This is a genomic window from Peptoniphilus catoniae, assembly GCF_901447155.2.
Lineage (GTDB): Bacteria > Bacillota > Clostridia > Tissierellales > Peptoniphilaceae > Peptoniphilus_E > Peptoniphilus_E catoniae.
This window is the reverse complement of the sequence record NZ_LR588415.1, coordinates 13,441-30,162: the sequence shown is the minus strand read 5'-3', so window position 1 is coordinate 30,162 and position 16,722 is coordinate 13,441. Positions and strand designations below refer to the sequence as shown.

The window sequence follows — 16,722 nt, the reverse complement described above, 5'->3', positions numbered from 1 at the left end:
ATTATTTACCCTCCTTTAGGACATTTGTAGCATATCCGAATCCCGGTACGGGCTTAAGGTCAATAAGTCTTGTTGCTCCAAGTTTGTTTAGGTATGCTTCGTGGTCTTCTACATCATAAACCCACTCTTTAACAAATTTTTTAAAGTCTTCGTCGCCTTTACTTACAACGTTGTACATTTTAAAGAAGTCAGCATCATAATCGTAGTAGTCATAGCATTGTGAAGGGTGAGCACCGTATGGAGCATGAACAACTGCATCTACGCAAAATGCAGGAATTGAGTTCTTAGTAGGCTCACGTCTTATTTCTTCGTTGCTTACAAGCTCTTCGCAAGTAACAATTGTCTTTCTTGCTGCAACAGCTATATCAACATCGTGGAATTCATCGCCGATAATTCTGCAAGTTCCATCCGGTGAAGCAACTTGAACGTGAATTATTGCTGTATCAATTACAGGAACCGGACAAGCTATAACCTTGTCTCCCTTTTTAAAGGGGTTTTCAACTTCTACAAATTTTTCGTTAGGAAGTTTGTCGATTTTTTCTCTTTCTTCTCTTGAAATACCCCATTCTTCAGTAAGACCTGTTCCCATCATAAGTTTTACCGGAAGATAAGGAAGTCCTAAAGATGCTGCATGAAGTCTAAGCATTTCAACGTCTTGTGAATAGTCTTCAAAAAGTATCTTTCCTTCTTCAATGTGTTTTCTAAATCTTCTTGATACGTTTGTATAGCCTGAGTTTGCAGTGTAGCAGTTTATGTAGGCAAGAACTCTGTCTTCACCTATTAACATGTCCCAATCTCCACCTGCAGGACCTGCTTCAGCTATAAAGTCTTTTTTGCCTTGACGTAGAATTTCATATACTGCAGCATATGGTTTTCTGTTAGTTGTAAAGCCGCCAAATGACATTACATCTCCGTCCTCAACGAATTTACTTATAGCATCTTTTAAACTATAAATTTTACTCAAGATAATGCCTCCTTATATCTCATAAATTTATTTACCTTGTATTTATATTATATACATAAACAATTGGAAACCCAAAGGATTTCCAATTGTCATAATCTTAATCAGCCTCCGAACATAATCAGAAATACACCGGCTGCAACTGCAGAACCGATAACTCCTGCTACGTTTGGTCCCATGGCATGCATTAGTAAGAAGTTGGTAGGATTATATTTTCTACCTTCAACTTGTGACACTCTTGCTGCCATAGGTACTGCAGATACTCCTGCGGAACCGATAAGAGGGTTGATTTTTCCTCCGGTTACATAGTATAAAATCTTACCGAATACAACTCCTCCAACTGTTGCAAATGAGAAAGCCATAAGTCCTAAAAGGATTATCTTAATAGTTGATAAAGATAAGAAAATTTCTCCATTTGCAGTTGCTCCTACAGTTGTACCAAGCATAATAGTTACTATATTCATTAAAGCGTTTTGCGCAGTATCTGAAAGTCTTGCTGTTACTCCTGATTCTTTAAATAAGTTTCCAAGCATCAAAAGACCTAAAAGAGGTGCAACTGAAGGTAGAAGTAAAGCTGTAAATAAAACTACAACTACAGGAAATACTACTTTTTCAGCTTTAGATACAGGTCTTAATGCAACCATTTTAGTTTCACGTTCTTTTTCTGTAGTAAGAGCCTTCATAATAGGCGGTTGAATTAGCGGAATAAGTGCCATATATGAATATGCAGCTACCGCTATAGGTGCAAGTAGTTGAGGTGCTAAAGAGTTTGTTACATAAATCGCTGTAGGACCGTCAGCTCCACCTATAATTCCTATAGCTGCCGCTTCTTGAGGCGTAAATCCAAGTGCAATGGCAACCATAAAAGCTATATATATACCAAATTGTGCGGCTGATCCTAAAAGTAATGATATAGGATTAGCTATAAGAGGTCCAAAGTCAGTCATTGAACCTACTCCCATAAATATTAGACATGGGAAGAGGTTTGACTTAACTCCACCATATATTATTCTTAGTACCCCTTGACTATACCAGGGTTCAGTTTCAAGCATAAGATTTGCTGCAGGTAAATTTGAAAGCATCATACCGAAAGCTATAGGTAACAGTAATAGAGGCTCAAATTCTTTTTTAATCGCCAAATACAACAATACAAAGGAAACTAAGAACATTACACAATTTTGCCAAGTCAAGCCGGCAAATCCGGACTCGCCCAAAATTCCTGATAATGTTTCAAAAAATATCACTATTATTCCTCCTAAGTATATTAATTAATTTCTGCTATTAATTGATCAGTATCTACAGTTTCTCCTGCTTTAACTTTCATAGTTACAGTTCCTGCAGTAGGTGCTACTATTTCGTTTTCCATCTTCATAGCTTCAAGAATTACTACAATATCTCCTGCAGCTACTTGATCTCCGTCGTTTACTAGAACCTTAAGAATATTTCCGGGCATAGGTGCTATAACTTGTTCTCCACCTGTTGATGCTGCCGGTGCAGGTGCTGCTTGAGGTGCAGGTTCAGCCTTAGGTGCTGCTGGTGCTGCTTGAGGTGCAGGTGCTGTTGGTGCGGCAGGCGCTGCGAAGTCAGCCATACTTAATGATTTTGGTGCTCCACCTACTTTTTCAACTTCCACTTCATAAACTTTTCCATCTACTTTTACTTGATATTTCATTTTCTACATCCTTCCTTATTATTTTTTTTCATTAATTGAAGTTATTTTAAACTTGTCTACTCCTTGCTTCATTTCAGTGCTTACTGCAGCTATAATTGCAGCTATAATTGCTCCATCTGCTTTGCCTTCAACCTTCTTTGCTACTTGTGGTGCAGGTTGAGCCTTTGCAGGTTTAGATTCTTTTTGCTTACCGGCTACAGATGCAACGGCAGAAGAAATAATTTTAACGAATATTGATAATGCTATCAGCGTTAAAAATACGATTGAAAAACCTACCATGGAAATTTGAAAAGCTTCAAACACAGTCATCGTTTCGCCTTGCCACATAAAATAACACCTCCCCTTTAATTCCATACTATGAAATCTATTTCATTATCGCAATTATTATAACAAATCCATCTTTTTATTTCAATACAACTTATCTATTTATATGGACTATTTAAGTAAATAACATATCTAAGTCAATATATCGACTAAAGCTTTTTGAGAAGTAAGGTATAGATTAAAGTTAAAAATGTTTTCCCAAAAGTAGCAAATTTTTATTTCAAAATTTTTTAAAAATACCTTAAAATAATCTGTCTAAATATTACTTCCTTGTTGATTATTTTGTATTCGCTTATTTTATTGTCTAATTTGCATTTCTTTGTTATATAATTATATGAAAAGAGTTTTTAATAAAATAACTAGGAGGAAACATGAAAAAATTATTAACCCTATCTTTAGTATTTACCTTTGTCTTCTCTGGGGCCGTCTTTGCAGAAACAAAAGCCCTTCCCTCTGAACAAAAGGTACTATTAAATGGAAAAGAAGTAAATATTCAAGGATACAACATTGACTCAAATAACTATTACAGACTTAGAGATTTGGCTGCCATTCTTACAGGAACAGATATTAATTTTAATGTAGGCTTTAACGAATCTACAGGCACTATAGAGATTCAAAGGGAAACCCCTTACACCAAATTGCCTGGAGATCTTAATCTGGATAATAAGGAAATTAAAACTATAGAACCTTCTTCTCAAAAGGTTACTATTGATAAAAGAAGAGTTTTATATTCAGGCTACCTAATTAATGACAACAACTTTTTTAAGTTAAGGGACCTGGGAAAAACTATAGGATTTTATGTTGATTACAATGAGGATACAAATTCAGTAATAATAAAAACACAAAAGCTTGAACCTATAGATTTGATCAACAGAGAAAAGGTAAATCTTATAAGCCTTGCTTCCGACACCAAGAGAAATAAAAAGGAAATTAAAAATGACGGCTCCCTTAAAGAAATAAAAATTGAGGATTTTACCGACATTATTGATTCAGCGGTATTTCTAACAAATAATCAAAAGCAGCTTTCAGTTGTGTCATCCTACTATGATGATAAGGAGCACAAAATATATTTGCTGCCTGAATTCAAATTCGATGCTGAAATGGTTCTTGACCCCTTAGTTAAAGTTAAACAAGGTGATAAGGAAACTATAATAAATCCTGAAGCCGACAGAATAACTTTGCAAGAATTGGGTAAATATGTAGATGCATCTAAAGATTTTTCTCTTATCTTAGGCTTTTATGAAGGAGAAAGTGTGGCGAAAAACTTTAGAGGCTTAAGTATAATTGAAATTAGTTATTAACTATGTTATAATATCAATAGCTAGGAGGTATAAATATGAAAGTTACAAAAGACACTATTATAGGCGAAATCCTTTCAAATAAACCTGAAAGTATAGGCACCCTAATGAGTTTTGGAATGGGCTGTGTAATGTGCCCTGCATCTCAAGCTGAATCTCTTGAAGAAGCAAGTATGGTTCACGGTCTTGATGTAAATTTACTTGTAGATGCTCTTAACAAGGAAGAGGAGTCTAATTAAAATTAATTACAATAGCTTGCCCATCTTAAAGATGGGCTTTTTTATTTTTCCAAAATATTTTCATTTGGCTTTAATAAAGCTTTAAACATTTATCCTATCCGGACCTTTATTCTTTCTTTTAAAATAAAAATACTTTCAAAAAGACAAACTCTTTAGCTTGCCTTCTTGAAAGTATTATACAAAAATTCACTTGACCTTTTCTAAGACTTATATGCGTCTAAAAACTCTTCCTCTTTTAAAATAGCTTCGTCCTTAGATATAATATCCTTTACCTTCATAAGCCTTGTTATATTTGCTCTTTCATTTTCATCTAACTTACTCATTATAAACTTAATAGTATCCTTTAAATCCGGTATTGTTTTATACTCCAGTGCATTTACTCTTCTTCTAGTGCTTTCTATTTCCTGTGCCATAAGCTGACTGCACTTTTCCACCTCCGCCAGCTTTAAAAGTTTATCTGTCAGCTTGTTAAGTTTATCTATTGACTCATCAAGATCGGAGCTTGTTTGAGCATAACCATAAGGATAAATTGAAGCATCTTCTGTAAGAGGAGTAATGTGAAACTTCATTCTGGGGATTATTACAGACATTACGTTGTCCTTTTCTATGTCTATTTCCGTTGTTTGAGTAGGAAAAGATACCGCTCCTTCAAGCATTTGTGAATTTGTAAATGCAGACGCCAAAAGAAAATCCTTATAAAACTCCGACAACTCTTCTTCCACTTCAAGTCTTAGGCTTTTATTTAATCTGACATTTTCGATAAATCTCCTCATAAGTTCATCTTGCTTGTCCTTTAAAAGTTTATGGCCTCTTGTAGACTTTACCAGTCTTTTTTTAAGAGTATTAAGATTCATTCTGGTGGGATTAATATTTAATCTTGCCATTTAAATCACTCTTTCTCTTGATCGTCTATTTGATCTTCCCCATTTAAATTCTCTGATTCTTCTTGGTCTTCACTTGTGCCGAGATACTTTTCTATTAACCTATCATCTATTCTCTTAAGCTCCGCCTTAGGTATTATAGACAGCAAATCCCAACCAAGATCCAAGGTTTCCTCTATGTTTCTGTTATTATAGTAACCTTGGTTTACATATCTCTTTTCAAATTCTCCGGCAAATTTTGCAAAGGCCTTGTCTGATTTTGAAAGGGCGTTTTCTCCAAGAATTACTGAAAGCTCCTTCGCTTCTTTACCTGATGTATAACCTGCATAAATTTGGTTCATAGTATCTGCATGGTCCTCACGGGTTTTGCCCTCTCCTATACCCTTATCCTTAAGTCTTGAAAGGGACGGTATTGCATCAATAGGAGGCTCAATTCCCTGCTTGTAAAGCTCCCTTGAAAGTATAATCTGTCCTTCTGTAATGTAGCCTGTAAGGTCCGGAATAGGATGGGTAATATCATCTTCAGGCATGGTTAAAATAGGTATTTGAGTTATAGAGCCCTTCCTGTTTTTTATACGGCCAGCCCTTTCATAAATACCTGCAAGGTCGGTATATAAGTAACCGGGGTAACCACGTCTGCCCGGGACTTCCTTACGAGCTGCTGATATTTCACGAAGAGCCTCGGCATAGTTAGTCATATCTGTAAGAATTACCAAAACGTGCATATCCAGTTCAAATGCCAGATATTCAGCACAGGTTAGTGCCATTTTAGGAGTGGCAAGTCTTTCAATTGCCGGGTCATCAGCTAGGTTCATGAATAAAACTGATCTGTCAATGGCTCCTGTTTTCTTAAAGTCATCTATAAAGTACTGAGCCTCTTCAAAGGTGATTCCCATGGCGGCAAAAACTACTGCAAACTTTTCATCTATTCCTCTAACCTTTGCCTGTCTTGCTATTTGTGCAGCTACGTTGTTATGAGGAAGACCCGCTCCTGAGAAAATCGGAAGCTTTTGTCCTCTTACCAAAGTGTTAAGTCCGTCAATAGTTGATATACCTGTTTGGATAAATTCTGAAGGATAATCTCTACTTACCGGGTTTATAGCGCTTCCATTAATGTCGATTTTCTTTTCGTGCATAACTCTCGGGCCGTCATCTATTGGCTCACCAAGTCCGTCAAAAACTCTGCCTATAAGGTCCGGACTTACTCCAAGGCTAAGGGGTCTACCTATAAATCTTACACTAGTTCCCTTAAGATTTATTCCACTTGAGCCTTCAAATATTTGTACCATGGCCTTATCCCTGTCTATTTCAATAACTCTTCCTCTTCTAAGAGTCCCGTCCTGAAGCTTTATATATACAAGCTCATCATAGGTTGCTCCTTCAACGCCTTCTACAACCATTAGAGGTCCTACAACTTCGGTTACTGATCTGTATTCCTTAAGCATTTATAGTACCTCCTCCTTCTACAAGTTTTCTTAAATCATTTCTTACTTCTTCTTTAAGATTTTCAAATTCATCAAGATTATCTTCAGTTATAACCTTCATTCTTGAAATTTTTTCCCTTACAGGCAAATCTTCAATTTCTGATATATAAGCTCCTTTATCAAGAGCCGCTAAGGCTTCATCATAAAATTCAAGAATTGTTTCAAGCATTTTAAACTGCTTTTGTGTTGAACAATAAGTATCTATATCGTGAAAAGCATTTTGTTGTAAAAAGTCTTCTCTTATGGACTTGGTTACTTCAAGCTTTAATTGGTCCTGATCTGACAGGGAATCTCTACCTACAAGCCTTACTATTTCTTGAAGAGATGTTTCTTCTTGAAGAAGTCCCATGGCTCTTTTTCTGTTTTTTGAGAAGTCCTCGTTTACATTTTCATCAAAGTATTTGTCCATTTTATCCTGGTATAGAGAATAGGAGTCCATCCAGTTAATAGCAGGGAAGTGTCTTCTGTAAGACAGGTCATAATCCAACTTCCAAAAGATTTTTACTATTCTTAGTGTAGACTGAGTAACAGGCTCTGAAATATCTCCTCCTGGAGGTGATACGGCACCTATTACTGAAAGTGCTCCTTCTCTTTCATCACTACCAAGGCAAATTACACGACCCGCTCTTTCATAAAAATCCGCAACTCTTGAAGCCAAGTAAGCCGGATAACCTTCATCTCCGGGCATTTCCTCAAGTCTTCCGCTCATTTCTCTAAGAGCTTCAGCCCAACGGGATGTGGAGTCCGCCATCATAGCTACTGAATAGCCCATATCTCTGTAGTATTCGGAAATTGTTATTCCCGTATAAATTGAAGCTTCACGGGCTGCTACAGGCATATTGGACGTGTTTGCTATTAAAACCGTTCTTTTCATTATGGATTCTCCTGTATGTGCATCTATAAGTTCAGGAAATTCCATAAGTACGTCTGTCATTTCGTTGCCTCTTTCTCCGCAACCTACATAAACTACTATTTGTGCATCGGCCCATTTTGCAAGCTGGTGTTGTACAACTGTTTTACCGCTGCCGAAGGGTCCGGGGATTGCAGCTGTTCCTCCCTTGGTAATTGGGAAGAAGGTGTCAATTACCCTTTGACCTGTTACAAGAGGTGTTTTAGGATCGATTTTCTTTTTATATCTTCTCCCTTGTCTTACAGGCCATCTTTGAATCATATTTAATTCTCTTTTGCCTTTTTCATTTTCAATAATTGCAACTGTATCCTCTACAGTAAATTGTCCTTCTTTTATATCTATAAGTTTACCCTTTAGTCCTATTGGAACCATTATTTTATGAACTACAACGGGAGTTTCCTGAACTGTTCCAAGAACATCTCCTTCAGAGACCTCGTCCCCAACTTTGGCTACAGGCTTAAAATCCCATTTCTTCTGTCTGTTAAGGTGTTTAACTTCAGCTCCTCTTTGGAGAAAGTCGCCACCCTCTTGTCTTAAAATTTCAAGGGGTCTTTGAATCCCGTCAAACATCTGCTCAATAAGTCCGGGACCAAGTTCAACTGACAGGGGGAATCCTGTAGAGGTTACAACATCTCCGGGGCCTATACCTGTAGTTTCCTCATATACTTGTATAGAGGCCTCATCGCCTCTCATTTCTATAATTTCCCCAATAAGCTTTTTGTCAGAAACTTCAACCACGTCATATACATTGGCATCTTCCATGCCTTCTGCAACTACAAGTGGTCCGGAAACTTTTATTATTCTTCCTGATTTCAAAAAATTTCCTCCTTTATAATATATCGGATCCGATTGCCTTCTCCACATAGGAGGAGATATTTTCCATTCCTATGTTCATGCTGCCCTTATTAGAAGGTATCAGTATAATTGCAGGTAAAACTCTACTATCGTATCTTTCAACTGTTTCAGGTATTTTACTTGCAAGCTCTTCTGTAATAAATATTACTCCGTAATTTTTCCCAGCAAGTTCATCTACTATTTTCCTCGCCTCATGTCCTTCATAAGCTATATAAACATCTATCCCTAAAGCTTTAAAGGCAAGTATGGAATCCTTATCTCCTACAACCGCTATCCTATACATAACTATCACGCAACCTTTCTCTAATTATGGAAGGCTCAATCCCGTTAAGTTTACATATAAGTATTATTTTCAAATTTTTAACTTCCATCTCCTTAGCATATAAATAAGCAAAGATGACTTCCGGTCCATAGGTAATGCTTTTTGCCTTTTTTATTTTTTCCATAAAATAGTTATCTCTATACTCTTCAAGCATACTTAGAGATCCTGTTTTATTAAAATCTTCAATGCCCTCTTTCAAATATTTTCCTATTTCCAAGCTTTTAAACAAGGGGCTCTCAGCTTCAAGCTTATTGTAAAAATACTTGTCCAGGTCTTCTATTCTAATCCTGCCACCAGGTATTAATACCTTATCCAAAAAACTTATGTCCCTGTTTTGATTTTGCATTCTAAGTAAAATACTTATATTTGTAAAATCTATTAAATCTCTTACATATTCCTTAAACAAGTCTACATTCATTTCATCTGCCAATTTTTTTAAACTCTTAAAGTACAAGTTGTCTATTACCAGGTCTATATTTTGAGGACTCTTACTTTCATCATACTCACTTATAGCAAGCTTTGCCCCTTGTAAAAACTCATTGTCGCTTTTTTGGTCCTCATCTATAGCCTTGTTAACTCCGATTCGGTCAAAATCCCCTATATCAATATAAAGATGACTTAGGTCACTTTCCAGCGCCCTGTCCTTTACTAAAATCTTAACATTATGGTAATAATAGTTGTTAGCTATAAGATCCACAACTCGCCTGTCAGGGCAAAGATCATAAACCTCTTTAAAGGTTACTTTTTGCTGAGCTTCCAAAGCCTTTTCATAGTCTTGGGCCTTGTCAAGTTTGCTTATATGCTCCTGGTAAATAGAATCGTTTAAAAACTTCAAAGCTTCAGAAAGATCCTTTGCCTCTACAAGTCTTTCAAGGCTTGCCCCGGGTAGAAACTTTTTCTCCTTAACTCTTATAAGAGCAGATGCTTGGATAAATTTTTCCCTATCCATTTCTACCTCCTCTAATCATTAAACAGCTCCTTAAAATAATGTTTGTCAAAACGATAATATTCCATATCCACCAATTCATTAAAGTTGCCGTTATAAGTAATATCACCTGTTTCTATTAAAAACCCTTCATCTAAACTTTTATCTGATAAGTTAAGGTCCGTTTTTTTTGAAACAGCATCCTTATACCTGTCAGCTACAGTGACTAAAGCATTTTCATCTCCCACCTTCTTAAAGGCGATTTCTAAGTACTTTATATACTCATCCTCAGTTAAATTATGAAATTTTTCTCTGGCAAGGTCAAAAATTCTATCTACCATTTTGTTTCTGTTAAATAAAACATTATCTCTTGCTTTTAGCTTTGCATTTTCTATAATTTTACTCTCCAGGTTTTTAGCTTCCTCTTCTGCGTTTTTTATTATATTTTCCGCTTCAAGTTTGGCATTTTTTTCCGTATCTTCCAGTAATTTTTTCGCCTCTTCCCTTGCATTTTCTATAATATCTTGTGCAGCAATATCAGAGTCCGATTTTATTTTATCTATAATATTGTCTATATTTGACACATTTATCACCCTATTTAACACTATTCATAATTAAGAATGAAATAGCAAAACCAAGTATTGCGTACATTTCAACCATTACAGCTAAAATAATACCTTTAGCTTGTTGAGGTTCATTTTTAGCCAAAATGTTAATACCTGCAACAGATACCTTACCTTGTGCTATAGCTGAAAAATATCCTGTTAAACCTACAGGAAGGCCTGCACACAAAAGCATAAATCCTTGATATAGGTCCATTCCAACCTTAAGTCTAAGTAAAATAAGCATTCCTATTACAAATCCGTAAAGCCCTTGTGTACCGGGCAATAATTGCAGTATCAATGCCTTTCCGAATTTTTCAGGTTCTTCTATAATAACACCTGCCGCAGCTTCCCCTGCAATTCCTACTCCCTTAGCGGATCCTGATCCTGAAGCCAAGGCAGCTATAGCTACTCCAAGTGCTCCCAGCATAATTCCTCCGTTTTCTCCAAAAAATCCTTGATACATTAAATTATTCCTCCTTAATATTGAAGTAATTGGATTCCTCTACCATTTCTCTAAAAGGTATTCCTCCACCTTCATAAAATTTATTAAACATCTCCACATAGGTAAGCCTTGCAGAGTGCACATAAGCTGATAAAAATGATAAAAACACATTAAACAGTTGAAATACTATAAATATTATAACTCCCGCGATTATTCCTAAAACTCCTGAGCTAAGAAGCATCCTCACTATAATATTTACAGCTATTGCTATAAAAGATCCTGACAGAGCAAGGGCCATAAGCCTGATATAGGAAACAAAGTCTCCGAAATAAGAGGTGACTCCGTAAAGAGAGTAAACTCCCCAACCTATTTTACCTGCTAGGCTTTCTTCCTGCCTTCCTCCGGTTAAAAGAACTATTACAGCCCCTATAGCCATAAGAAATAAAGACACCTTAAAAATAATTTCGGGTATTCCTGTAAGGGCCTTTGAAGCTATAGCTATAACAGCACCAACTATAATCATATACCATGACCCTACATCATAAAGGGCATCAAGGGGTTTGTGATCCCTAATATCCATATAGGCCTTTATGGCAAGGGCGAAGAATATATGTATGCCTCCTAAAATCATTGAAAGCATTATCATAGCTATATAGTCCTTTGACGGATCTATATAAGCCTTCATTGGAATTGCATCTCCGAAAACGGATCCGAAAATAAATCCCCAGAAGCAAGTTGAAATTCCAAGATACATAAAAAATTTTATAAATTTTTTCTTGCTTTCATCCAGATTAAAAATCTTAGGTGCTAAAAAGGACAAAACAGTTATAAGTATTCCATATCCCAAGTCCCCTACCATAATTCCTGCAAATATAAAATAAAAAGGTGCAAAAAGAGGTGTGGGGTCTATCTCATTATACTTAGGCATAGAGTACATCTCAGTTAAGGACTCAAAGGGCTCTACAAACTTATTATTTGAAAGCTTAATAGGAACATTAGGGTCATTTAAGTCGGCTTCTTCTATATCAATATAGTAGTCGGTTCCAAGCTTTTTATCTAAAAGAGATATAAATTTTTCTTTTAAGTCTGAAGGAAAATAGCCCTCCATAATATTTACCTGATTAGTCTTTATAAAATTCTCCTCTGCCAGAAGCTTAAGCTTTTTATTGGTTAAGTAGGAATAGTAAACCCTTAAATCTTCTAAAAGGTGAACCTCGGATTTTATTAGATCTTCTAAGTCATCAATAGATTTCTCTATTATCCTATTTTCCTCTTCCAGGGAGCTTATTTTTTCTTTTACGGGCCCTTCTGTTTTTAGGCTGATATTTATAAAAATATGGTTCCTTAGTACTTCCAAAACCTTTTCTTCAACCTTTTTGTCATAGGCCACAGCAAGATAAACAAGATCCGCAGACCTTGAAGCCTCTTCCACATAGGCAAGATCCACCTTTCCAATAGCCTCTAAAAAAGAATCGTAATTTTTAACAGAAATGCTTCCTGTAACTACCTTAGTTGAGGTTAAGCTTTGAATATCCGATTCATTAACACTTAAATTAACCCAGGGCTTAAGCTCATCTATAAGAGAAAGATTGTTTTCATAATCTTGTTTTAGCTTATCCTTTTTATCGGACAAGTCCTTAAGCCTCTCATAGTTACCCTTAAAGTCGAATCCTTCGGCTCGGGCTATAAGCTCTGAAAGCTTTAAAGATTCTTTTCCTTCCTTTAGTTCATCAAGAGATGATTTTTTTCCTTCATAGCCCTCAAGAAGATCAATTGACCATCTGGCTTTTGAAATAGTTTCGTCCAAATCGGCAATAGGCTTAGGCAACCTTACTTCTTCCAAGTCATCTCCTTCAACTTTTAAATCATTAAAGTGAATATGCTTAAATAATTGTAATTCGTCAAGGAGCTCCTCCCTGTCCTTGTTAAATGAAAATAAGTTAAACTTACTCATTTTAACTATTGCCATCTCATCACAATCCTCTCAAAAACAGTATCTGAATATTTTTTTAATTCTTCATCTTTAACGTTTAAGATAAACTTTGATTTTTCTTCCGCTTCTTTTAATATAGGTTCAGTTTTGGACTGGGCTTTTTCCTCTGCATCCTTTAAAATGTCTTTAGCTTTTTGCCTAGCCTCATTAACAATACGGTTCTTAAGATCCAAGGCTTCTTTTTTAGCATTTTCAGATATAGCCTCAGCTTCTTCCTTGGCCTTGTTTGTATTCTCTTTCGCCAAATTTTCTTGGATTTTTATCTTTTCAATTGTATCTTTCAAAACACCACCTCCTAAATATCAAACTAATAAGTACAATATATATCGCTTTTTATATTTATAATTATACTCCTCTAGTATGATAAATTCACAGATTATAAAAAATAGACAAGTTAATAATTATCTTATTTTTAAAAACCTGTTTTAGTCTTTATACCACTTTTATTTACCTGTAAATCAAAATAAGTTTTAAACAGATATGTTTTGTAGGTTTGCATTTAAAAAGCATGAGAAAATACCTTTGCATAATCTCATGCCTTTAATTATTTGTTTTCTTCTTGAACTTTAGAATTATCAAGCTGACCTTCTGCCGGACTCTTCTCCTCTATATTAGCGGGGAAGTTTTTTACAAGATCCAGTGCTTTTTCATGATTAAGTTCATATACATCAACTACATAACCGCCTAAATTCACTCCGCTTTTATTTCTGCCTTCAAGGGTGGCAGTATGTATGTCATCTCTTTCAAGTCCTAAACCGAACTTTGCCAAGGATGCAAGCTGAGCATAATTAAAATCGGTTTCAACATATTGGTCAACTATGTCTATAATTTCTGGAACCTTTAAAATTATTGCCGGAGATTTCATTTTGTCAAAAAGCAAAAGTAAAAAGTTCTGTTGACTTTCAATTCTACCTAAATCTTGATTTTGGTAAGCCTTTCTGGTTCTTAAATATCTTACCGCTCCTTCTCCATCTAAGTGATTTATTCCCCTTTTAAGAGAAATTTCAAGAGGGGGTACTACCCAATCATCTATATAAGTGTAGTCATCATGATCCCAAACTACATCCACTCCTCCAACAGCATCAACTATTTTTGTAACTGCATCATAATCCACAAGAGCATAGTGGTCTATTGGAACTTCAAGGTAGTCTTCAACAGTTTTTACAGTCAGGTCTAAGCCTCCGTCAGGATATACCTTTGGATTAAAGGCTGAGTTGACTTTATGCTTGCCCCAACCATGAATTGTAACATAACTGTCCCTTGGAACTGATACTATTTGAACTTTTTTCTCCTTTGGAAAAATACTAAAAAGCATAATTGTGTCGGTTCTGGTGTTGCTTTTAGAGTCTCCTCTATCTCTTGTTTCACTTTTATCAATTCCTAAAAGTAAAATCCTTAAAGGTTTATCCCCATCAAAGACCTTATAGGCATCAACCTCTTCAATTTTATCCTTTGAGCTTCCCTTATCCAGTTTGTTAATTCCCTTATTGTCATAGCGGGGTCTTATTCTATAAGCAAAGGCAACAAAGATTGCAAGTATAACTATAGCAAGAACTGCCAGTATCCTTAGTATATATTTCATAACTTATCACTCCTACAAAAACAGCTTAATCAGTATCATTACTGCCACTGCAGGAACTCCGAAAAATCCTGCTAAAAAAGCTGTAACAGGCGTAATTGAAATAACAAGCCCGAATTTTGACCCTATTAAATTAAAGAGATAGAGTAAAACTCCTCCTCCTATTATATTAAATATTAAACCTATAACTGCTCCTATAGATTTAAATATTAAAGTTATTATTAAAAGGGATATTATTCCTCCCGCTAAAAAGCTCATTTAACTCCTCCCTTATCTTATCAACCTTGCCGCATCTATTAAAAGGTCAGCTATTTCCTCATAGGTGAACTTAGCCGAGTTAATAGTAATGTCATACTCTGAAGACTCGGCCCAATGACCATTTGCATATCTTTTGTAATGGTTGGATCTTCTTGTATCTATTTTTTGTATCTGAGACAAAGCCTTTTCTTCGTCTACTTCATCTCTTTTCATAATTTCCTTTATTCTGTAGTCCGCCTTAGCAGTAATAAAAGCATCGAGAGTTTTAAACTGGTCCTTTAAAACATAATTTCCGCATTTGCCTACTATGACACAAGGTCCATCTGAAGCTAATTTCCTTATAGTTTTAGAATGTGCCAAAAAGCTGGCATCATTTTCCAAAATATCCTCTTGAGAATAGGAGTAGTTTTCCCTATAAAGATCGTAAACCGTTCCCTTTAAAAAAGAATCATCCTTAGTCACCTTGTCGGGATCAATTTTAGCCTCAAGGGTTTTAAGTTCTATAATATCTTCATCATAGACTTTTATACCAAGTTTTTTTCCGATTATTTCAGCTATTTTACTTGCTCCGCTTCCATGCTCTCCGTCTATTGTAAATATTATATTAATATCGCTTTTCTTTTCAAAAAGTATAGATAATATATTTTTTCCCATCTTTTCACTTCCTCGTTTCTATTATAGGATACAAAGGTGTAAATTATATAAAAATTCGGTGTAAATTTAAAATTTAAGATTTTTTTAATACTTTTTTCTTAAAAAAGTCCAAAGGAATCTGCACTGCTATAGTTGATATAAGCATTATTAAACAACCTAAAGTTTCTCTTAAAGTCAAAGTTTGATTAAGTATAAAGAAGCCTCCTATTATGGCAAAAATCGACTCTAATGACAAAATCAAAGAAGCGATTGTAGGGTCAACATTTCTAAGCCCTATTATCTGGAAAAGATAGGCAAAGGCTGATGAAAGAATCCCTACATAGAGAATTGATCCTATAGATTGGGCAACAGCATTTGAATTTATCCCTTCAAAAATTACCATAGGTATGGCAGACATAAAACCGCAAATTAAAAACTGATAGGCGTTTAATATAATAGCATCAACCCTAGGTGAAAAGTCTGCCAAAAGCAGGGTGTGAACAGAATAAAAAACTGCAGATACAAAAACCATTACATCGCCTATATTTATACTTAAATTTTCTTTTACTGTTATTAAGTAAAGGCCTATGGTGGAGCCTATAATACAAAAAATCATTTTTTTGGATATTTTTACTCCCATAAAACCCCTCATAACAGGTATGATAATTATGTATAGAGTTGTTATAAATCCGGCCTTACCTGTACTTGTATAAAGCAAACTGTATTGTTGCAGGTTCATGGCAAAAAACAAAATCGGTCCGCATATTAAAGATGCTCTTCTTGTTTGTGCCTTGTCAATTGAAAAATCTGAATCTTTATTTATTTTATTTAGCAGAGGATGTATAGCAAGCATACTTAAACCTCCTATTATTGACCTTATAGCCGAAAAACCGAAGGGCCCCATGTGATCCATACCTGATGTCTGGGCGACAAAAGCAAAGCCCCAAATAATTGCACATAGAATTAAAAGTACTGTTGATATGATCTTATTGTTCAAAATTATCGCCCCCTAAATAAAATATCTACTATATGAATATATCATGAATATTTAGCTATTAACAACACCCTAATTTATATTTTTTCTTTTCATGTAACAAAGTCCCCTATCTTATATAAAATAACTTTAAATAAATCAAATAAACAAAAAATCTACACAAAATTATAATAACTTTGTGTAGGTTTAATCTCTAATTTTAAAGACTAATTAAGCAAAATTAATATTTTTAATAAGGATTTTGAAATTAAAGGCTAGATTTTTTTAATAAGCGATATCTGACTTAGTTTATATTTTATTTTCACAATTATAAATAAAAAACTGACAGTTAAGAATCTTAACTGCCA

At 35.1% G+C, this 16,722-nt stretch carries 19 protein-coding genes; 2 read left to right on the top strand and 17 right to left on the bottom strand.

Annotation, left to right across the window (positions count from 1 at the left end; all coding sequences use genetic code 11):
• Nucleotide 1: 1 nt before the first annotated feature.
• The 4 genes from gctA to PEPCATONIAE_RS04840 form a co-directional block, all read right to left on the bottom strand.
• On the bottom strand, nucleotides 2–964 hold the full coding sequence (gene gctA, locus PEPCATONIAE_RS04855) for a glutaconate CoA-transferase subunit A (protein ID WP_138159856.1): 963 nt from the start codon (nucleotides 962–964) through the stop codon (nucleotides 2–4).
• Between the two features lie 101 nt (nucleotides 965–1,065).
• Nucleotides 1,066–2,205 (bottom strand): sodium ion-translocating decarboxylase subunit beta, encoded by a 1,140-nt coding sequence (locus tag PEPCATONIAE_RS04850; protein ID WP_138159854.1) that lies wholly within the window; start codon nucleotides 2,203–2,205, stop codon nucleotides 1,066–1,068.
• 20 nt (nucleotides 2,206–2,225) lie between these two features.
• Nucleotides 2,226–2,633 carry a biotin/lipoyl-containing protein gene (locus tag PEPCATONIAE_RS04845; RefSeq protein ID WP_138159851.1) on the bottom strand — a complete coding sequence of 136 codons (408 nt, stop codon included), beginning with the start codon at nucleotides 2,631–2,633 and terminating at the stop codon, nucleotides 2,226–2,228.
• Between the two features lie 18 nt (nucleotides 2,634–2,651).
• Nucleotides 2,652–2,960: an OadG family protein gene (locus PEPCATONIAE_RS04840; protein WP_138159848.1), complete on the bottom strand. Its 309-nt coding sequence runs from the start codon at nucleotides 2,958–2,960 to the stop codon at nucleotides 2,652–2,654.
• 368 nt (nucleotides 2,961–3,328) lie between these two features.
• Between PEPCATONIAE_RS04840 and PEPCATONIAE_RS04835 the strand changes: the two genes are divergently transcribed.
• Nucleotides 3,329–4,258, top strand: a complete 930-nt coding sequence (locus tag PEPCATONIAE_RS04835) for a stalk domain-containing protein (protein WP_138159845.1) — start codon at nucleotides 3,329–3,331, stop codon at nucleotides 4,256–4,258.
• Between the two features lie 35 nt (nucleotides 4,259–4,293).
• Complete coding sequence (locus PEPCATONIAE_RS04830; RefSeq protein ID WP_138159843.1) at nucleotides 4,294–4,494, top strand: DUF1858 domain-containing protein; 201 nt, start codon at nucleotides 4,294–4,296, stop codon at nucleotides 4,492–4,494.
• Between the two features lie 200 nt (nucleotides 4,495–4,694).
• Here PEPCATONIAE_RS04830 and PEPCATONIAE_RS04825 read toward each other — a convergent pair whose 3' ends face one another.
• The 13 genes from PEPCATONIAE_RS04825 to PEPCATONIAE_RS04765 all read right to left on the bottom strand — a co-directional run bounded on the left by PEPCATONIAE_RS04825 (nucleotide 4,695) and on the right by PEPCATONIAE_RS04765 (nucleotide 16,378).
• Complete coding sequence (locus tag PEPCATONIAE_RS04825; protein ID WP_138159841.1) at nucleotides 4,695–5,378, bottom strand: V-type ATP synthase subunit D; 684 nt, start codon at nucleotides 5,376–5,378, stop codon at nucleotides 4,695–4,697.
• A gap of 5 nt (nucleotides 5,379–5,383) precedes the next feature.
• The gene (locus PEPCATONIAE_RS04820; protein ID WP_138159839.1) at nucleotides 5,384–6,820 is read right to left on the bottom strand and encodes a V-type ATP synthase subunit B; all 1,437 of its coding nucleotides are present in this window, start codon (nucleotides 6,818–6,820) and stop codon (nucleotides 5,384–5,386) included.
• A complete protein-coding gene (locus PEPCATONIAE_RS04815) occupies nucleotides 6,813–8,585 on the bottom strand; it encodes a V-type ATP synthase subunit A (RefSeq protein ID WP_138159837.1) in 1,773 nt (590 codons plus the stop codon). Before PEPCATONIAE_RS04815 ends, PEPCATONIAE_RS04820 begins: the two co-directional genes overlap by 8 nt.
• 13 nt (nucleotides 8,586–8,598) lie before the next feature.
• Nucleotides 8,599–8,907 (bottom strand): V-type ATP synthase subunit F, encoded by a 309-nt coding sequence (locus PEPCATONIAE_RS04810; protein ID WP_138159835.1) that lies wholly within the window; start codon nucleotides 8,905–8,907, stop codon nucleotides 8,599–8,601.
• Nucleotides 8,900–9,895 (bottom strand): V-type ATP synthase subunit C, encoded by a 996-nt coding sequence (locus PEPCATONIAE_RS04805; protein WP_138159833.1) that lies wholly within the window; start codon nucleotides 9,893–9,895, stop codon nucleotides 8,900–8,902. The genes PEPCATONIAE_RS04810 and PEPCATONIAE_RS04805 overlap by 8 nt, the downstream gene beginning before the upstream one ends.
• 11 nt (nucleotides 9,896–9,906) lie before the next feature.
• Complete coding sequence (locus PEPCATONIAE_RS04800; protein ID WP_180339352.1) at nucleotides 9,907–10,455, bottom strand: V-type ATP synthase subunit E; 549 nt, start codon at nucleotides 10,453–10,455, stop codon at nucleotides 9,907–9,909.
• A 10-nt stretch (nucleotides 10,456–10,465) separates the two neighbouring features.
• Complete coding sequence (locus tag PEPCATONIAE_RS04795) at nucleotides 10,466–10,939, bottom strand: V-type ATP synthase subunit K (protein WP_138159829.1); 474 nt, start codon at nucleotides 10,937–10,939, stop codon at nucleotides 10,466–10,468.
• Between the two features lie 4 nt (nucleotides 10,940–10,943).
• On the bottom strand, nucleotides 10,944–12,887 hold the full coding sequence (locus PEPCATONIAE_RS04790) for a V-type ATP synthase subunit I (protein WP_138159827.1): 1,944 nt from the start codon (nucleotides 12,885–12,887) through the stop codon (nucleotides 10,944–10,946).
• The gene (locus PEPCATONIAE_RS04785) at nucleotides 12,878–13,195 is read right to left on the bottom strand and encodes an ATP synthase subunit B family protein (protein WP_138159825.1); all 318 of its coding nucleotides are present in this window, start codon (nucleotides 13,193–13,195) and stop codon (nucleotides 12,878–12,880) included. The genes PEPCATONIAE_RS04790 and PEPCATONIAE_RS04785 overlap by 10 nt, the downstream gene beginning before the upstream one ends.
• A gap of 260 nt (nucleotides 13,196–13,455) precedes the next feature.
• Nucleotides 13,456–14,493 carry an LCP family protein gene (locus PEPCATONIAE_RS04780; RefSeq protein ID WP_138159823.1) on the bottom strand — a complete coding sequence of 346 codons (1,038 nt, stop codon included), beginning with the start codon at nucleotides 14,491–14,493 and terminating at the stop codon, nucleotides 13,456–13,458.
• Nucleotides 14,494–14,505: 12 nt separating this feature from the next.
• Nucleotides 14,506–14,748, bottom strand: a complete 243-nt coding sequence (locus PEPCATONIAE_RS04775) for a pro-sigmaK processing inhibitor BofA family protein (RefSeq protein WP_138159822.1) — start codon at nucleotides 14,746–14,748, stop codon at nucleotides 14,506–14,508.
• A 12-nt stretch (nucleotides 14,749–14,760) separates the two neighbouring features.
• Complete coding sequence (locus tag PEPCATONIAE_RS04770; RefSeq protein ID WP_138159820.1) at nucleotides 14,761–15,402, bottom strand: cytidylate kinase-like family protein; 642 nt, start codon at nucleotides 15,400–15,402, stop codon at nucleotides 14,761–14,763.
• A gap of 73 nt (nucleotides 15,403–15,475) precedes the next feature.
• Entirely contained in the window at nucleotides 15,476–16,378 is a 903-nt protein-coding gene (locus PEPCATONIAE_RS04765; protein ID WP_138159818.1) for a DMT family transporter, read from the bottom strand.
• Nucleotides 16,379–16,722 lie beyond the last annotated feature (344 nt).